Below are 4,911 nucleotides of genomic sequence, written 5' to 3'. Positions count from 1 at the left end.
AGGTGAGCACGGCCCCCTCGGTGCCTGACGCCGAGCGTTACTCGCGGCGGTGCCAGCCCCAAGCGGCCCACCGCATCTCCAGGCCCCAGGGCACGATGCTCTGGGGCACCAAGCGGGACTGGGACACCGAGAAGGTCGCGGATGAGCGCAGCAGCGTGCTCGTCTCGGTCGACCTCGCGCCCCCGCGGCGGGCGGATGCCGGGGTGAAGGCCCTGCAACTCGAGGGCGGGCACCTGGAGGCCGTCCCCTCCTCCGGTGGTGTCGTCGGCACCGTGCTCCAAGGTACCGCCAGCGATGGCAAGCCCGTGGAGGTGGCCATCTGCGGCGCCGAGCCCTCGTCCGAGGATCCCAGCATGGTCTGGTACCGCATCGAGGTCTGGAACACGGTGGCGCAGGAGTGGGAGAACCCCTGCGTTGCCCTGAACCACGTACCGGACCCCCAGGCGCTCGCGGTGAGCGGCGTGTGGGACGCGAGTGGGGCACGGCAGGATGTCCCGGGCAAGCTCACCTTCGCGTGTGAGAACGGTGCCATCACCAAGTGCATCCGCTGGGGCTACAAGCCCTGGGCGAGCCGGGATGGCCAGTCACTGGCCGACCTCCACCAGGCCTGCACGCGCATGGCGCGCGCCGACTACTGCGGCAATGGCCGCAGCCACACGCGCGAAGAAACCACCATCGACATGTACGATGGGCTCGGCATCATCGAGCGGGCCACCGAGGCCTCGGCGGATTGGGATCCGGCGAGGGGCTCGTTCGAGGCGGCCTGGGCGCCCGACGGGGCCACCTGCCTGGGACATACCCGGGATGGCCGTGCGCTGGAGTCCATCCTCCAGGAGTGTCCCAACCGCTTCAGCACGGGGAGCATGACGGAGCTGGGACAGGGGGATCGCTGCGCGGTGCAACGCACGGACGCGAGCCCCGGCAAGAGCCTGCTGCGCAATCGGTCCTATGGGGCCCCGGCTGGCGCCCCCTCCCACGGAGGACAGTAGGAAGAGCGGGGTCAGCGTGGCGCTGGCGGCCGGGGCAGGGCGTCCTCCGCGCCCAGGAGTTGGCTGATGCTCAGCTCGAGCTGGCTGTCGAGCAGGGCCAGGAAGCTCTGGAAGTCTCGTGGGGAGAGCCCCAGGCGTGCCTGCAGGTGGCGCCGGGTCTCCTGGTAGACCGTCTCCCGGGTGCTCTTCAGCCACCGGGAGATGGTGGGTTGGCTGACGCGAAAGAGCGTCGCCAGCTCGTACATCGAGAGCTGATCGACGAAATAGAGGCGGAGCAGATGGCGATCCTCGGGCGACAGGGTGGAGAAGGCCTCGTGCATGGCCTGGCGCAGGTCGGCCTGGTGGCGCCGTTTGATGGCGTCCAGCTCCGGGTCGACCCCTGGGGCTGGCAGCGCCGAGAAGAGGGAGTCCGAGTCCTCCTCGGGCGCGGGCTTCTCGGTGGATTGCAGCTTGATGGCGATGCGCGTGGCGGTGACACGCACCCAGCTCCCCAGCGCGCCTCGCCCGGTGTATTCGGCGATCTTGGGGCGGCCCTCGGGCGGGGGGACGAGGAGCTTCATGCGGGTGAGCTGGCAGACGTCCTCGATCATCGCGTCGGGGAGCTTGGGATTGCGCAGCAACCCGGGCAGCTTCGCGAGGTAGCCGCGCTCGAAAGCCTCCAGGGCGGCCCCCACCCCATGCAGACACGCGCACGCCAGGTAGAGCTCCGTCAGGGACAGCGCCGAGAGGAGCGGCTCGAGGGGGCTGGTGGGACTCGCCTCGGGCAGCCGTTCGGCGAGGTGCATCACGAATAGCTCGGCGGGGAGCGCCACGGTGGGCCACTGCGCGCGGGACGTCTCCCACGCATGGACCAGCAGACGTTCGAGCGCGGCGGCATCCACGGGGGGACCGAACCGCCCCTTCGCATGCGCCAGAAACGTCGCGGCCAGCTTGGGTGCCGAATCCATTCTCAAAGCTGTACCACGCGCATTGCCAGACCATCAATGGCACCATTGAATGGCACCCAGTCCCCCAGCCCGAGAACCTCCACGCCATGCCTCCGTTGACTTCCAGCGATACCGGGCCGGACGCCTCCAGTTGCTTGACGGATGAGCTCCTCGTCGATCTGCTCGATGGCCGGCTGCCGGACGAGGCGCTGGCCCGCGCCCACCACCACGCCGCTGGATGCGACGACTGCCGGCTCCTCCTGGCCTCGGTGGCGCGCGGTGGCGCGGACGGAGAGAAGGGGCGCTCGGAGCGGCTGCCTCCAGCGGCCAACGGCGTGGAGGAAGGCGGAGGAGCCTGGACGCCGCCCGAGACGTTCGACGAGTTCCGCCTCGAGCGCCTGATTGGCCGCGGCGGCATGGGCGTCGTCTACCTGGCGCATGACACCACGCTGGGCCGGCCCGTGGCGGTGAAGTTCATCGCCTCGAGTCAGCCCGAGCCCTGGGTCCGTGCCTACTTCGAGACCGAGGCCCGCGCGATCGCCCGCCTGCAGCACCCGAACGTCGTCACCGTGTTCCGCGTCGGTCAGGTCGGCGGGCACCCCTACATCGTCTCCGAGTATGTCGTTGGCCAGAGCCTCGCGGAGCTGCCGCTCCCGCTGCCGTGGCGGAGGGTGCTGGCGCTCGGGGTCGGTCTGGCCCGGGGGCTCGCGGCGGCACATCGCCAGGGCGTGCTCCACCGGGATCTCAAGCCGTCCAACGCCCTCGTCACCCAGGACGGCGAGGTGAAGCTGCTCGACTTCGGTCTGGCCGAGCGCTTCGAGCCAGGGGAGAGCACGCCACGCTCCCGGCCGCCCCTGGTCGCCGGCACACTGCCCTATGTGGCGCCAGAGCTATGGGGCCGGGCGCCAGCGACCCCGCGCAGTGACATCTACTCCCTGGGCCTCGTGCTTCACGAGCTGTGTACGGGCGAGGTGCCGCGTGGCACGCCCGGCCCACGGGACGAGGAGGCCCCGCGGGCCAAGGCACGGCAGGAGGTGGATCCGGACTTCGCCGCCATCATCGCCCGGTGCCTCGCGACCGACCCGCTGGAGCGCTTCGCCTCGGCCGACGCCCTCCGCACGGCGCTCGAACGGCTGTCGCGGCTCAGCGGCGAGCACGCCCCCCTGGTGGAGGGCAATCCCTACCGTGGCCTGGAGCCCTTCCTGGCCGAGCACCAGTCGATCTTCTTCGGACGCGACGCCGACATCCGCGCCGTGCTCGAGCGGCTCCACCACCAGCCCCTGGTCCTTGTCGCTGGGGACTCGGGTGCCGGCAAGTCCTCGCTGTGCCGCGCCGGCGTGTTGCCCCGGGTGGCCGCTGGAGCCCTGGACGACAAACGCGGGTGGGTCACCCTCACACTGTGGCCCGGCCACCGTCCGCTCGAGGCCCTCGCCGCCGTGCTCGCGCCCCTCCTGAGGAGACGGGAGGCGGAGTGCATCTCGGCGCTCGCGGAGACCACGGCCTGGCTGGGGCCGGCGCTGCGCGAGGCGCACCTGGGCGGCCGGGGCCTGCTGCTCTTCATCGACCAGCTCGAGGAGCTCCTCACCCTCTCCGAGCCGGTTCAGGCCGCGCACTTCGCCCGCCTGCTGGGCGAGCTGGCCCTCCCCTCCACCGGGGTGCGCGTGCTCCTGGCGGTGCGCGGCGACTTCCTGACACGCCTGTGCACGCTGCCCGGCCTGGGAGAGGAGGCCGAGCGAGCGCTCTATATCCTCCGCCCCATGTCGCCCGAAGGGGTGCGCGAGGCCATTGTCGGTCCCGCGCGCGGCCGGGGCGTGGCCTTCGAATCCACCGAGCTCGTCCAGACGCTCGTCGCGTCCACGGCGCAGGGCGTGGGCAGCCTGCCGCTCCTTCAGTTCACGCTCGCCGAGCTGTGGGAGCGGCGCAACCCGGCGCAAGGACGCATCACCCGGGAGGCGCTCGACGAGATGGGCGGCGTGGCCGGAGCGCTGTCGCGGCATGCCGCCCGGGTGCTCGCACGACTGAGCCCCACCGAGCGCCAGGCGGCGCGGCGCCTCCTGCTCCAGCTCGTGACAGCGGAAGGCACGCGCGTCGAGCGCGGTGAGGAGGAGCTCTTCGAGGCTTCGAATGGGGCCGCCCGCGCCGCCCTTCGCGCGCTCGTCGAGGGCCGCCTGCTGCACAGGCGCACCGTGGGCGGTCAGCCGCGCTGTGAGATCGCCCACGACTCGCTCATCCAGAGCTGGGGCACGCTGCGCGACTGGCTCGATGACGACATCGGCCACCGCGTGGTGCGCAAGCGGCTCGAGGCGGCGAGCGCCGAGTGGGAGCGCCTGGTGCACGCCCGGGAAGCCCTCTGGGGCCAGCGTCAGCTCGACGAGGCGTATGCGCTCGAGCCCTCCTCCCTGGGCAAGCGCGAGCGTGCCTTTCTCCTGGCCTCCCGCCGCGCGGTGACGCGCCAGCGGTGGGGCCGTTGGCTCGCCGTGCTCGTCGCCGCGCTCGCCGCCGCCACCTCCTATGGCGGCCTTCGCCTGCAGGCGTACCTGGAGGACACGCGCTTCGTCGCGGCCCAACACGACTCGGCGCGGGAGGCGCTTGCCGAGGGGCGCGCCTTCGCCCAGCGGGCCAGCGTGGGCCGCGAGGAGGCGCTGGCGCTGTTCGACGGCACCTCGCCGGGCGCCCATGGCACGAGAGACGCCGCCGAGCGGCAATGGACCAAGGCGCTCGCCCTGCGGGAGCAGGCCGACGGGGCCTACGCCCGCGCGAGCCAGAGCCTGGAGAAGGCTCGCGAACGAGATCGCGGCCACGTAGGCACGCACCAGCTCCTGGCGGAGGTCACCTACGAACGCGTCCTCCTCGCCGAGCGCTTCCACCAGCAGCGCGAGCGTGACGAATGGGCGCGGTATCTGGCTCGGGTGGCCGACACGACGCAGGAGGGGGCAGAGTGGCAACGGCGGCTCCTGGCCCCCGCCGAGTTAGACCTCGTGACCGAGCCCCCAGGG

General features: G+C 71.9%; 3 protein-coding genes. 2 read left to right on the top strand and 1 reads right to left on the bottom strand.

The window, feature by feature from the left end; all coding sequences use genetic code 11:
* A partial coding sequence (locus VF697_RS14525; RefSeq protein ID WP_331095338.1) for an ADYC domain-containing protein occupies positions 1 to 989 on the top strand: 989 nt, incomplete at its 5' end.
* A gap of 11 nt (positions 990 to 1,000) precedes the next feature.
* Here VF697_RS14525 and VF697_RS14520 read toward each other — a convergent pair.
* Entirely contained in the window at positions 1,001 to 1,936 is a 936-nt protein-coding gene (locus VF697_RS14520; RefSeq protein ID WP_331095337.1) for a sigma-70 family RNA polymerase sigma factor, read from the bottom strand.
* 134 nt (positions 1,937 to 2,070) lie between these two features.
* Here VF697_RS14520 and VF697_RS14515 point away from each other — a divergent pair.
* The coding region (locus VF697_RS14515; protein ID WP_331095335.1) for a serine/threonine-protein kinase at positions 2,071 to 4,911 on the top strand (2,841 nt) is incomplete at its 3' end.

This window comes from Archangium sp., assembly GCF_036388035.1.
Taxonomy (GTDB): Bacteria; Myxococcota; Myxococcia; order Myxococcales; family Myxococcaceae; genus Archangium.
This window is presented reverse-complemented; position numbering and strand designations above follow the sequence as displayed.

Bases quoted from the DNA above. Each gene is read 5' to 3' on its own strand.
- VF697_RS14520 (WP_331095337.1), bottom strand. From the start codon at position 1,936: ATGGATTCGGCACCCAAGCTGGCCGCGACGTTTCTGGCGCATGCGAAG.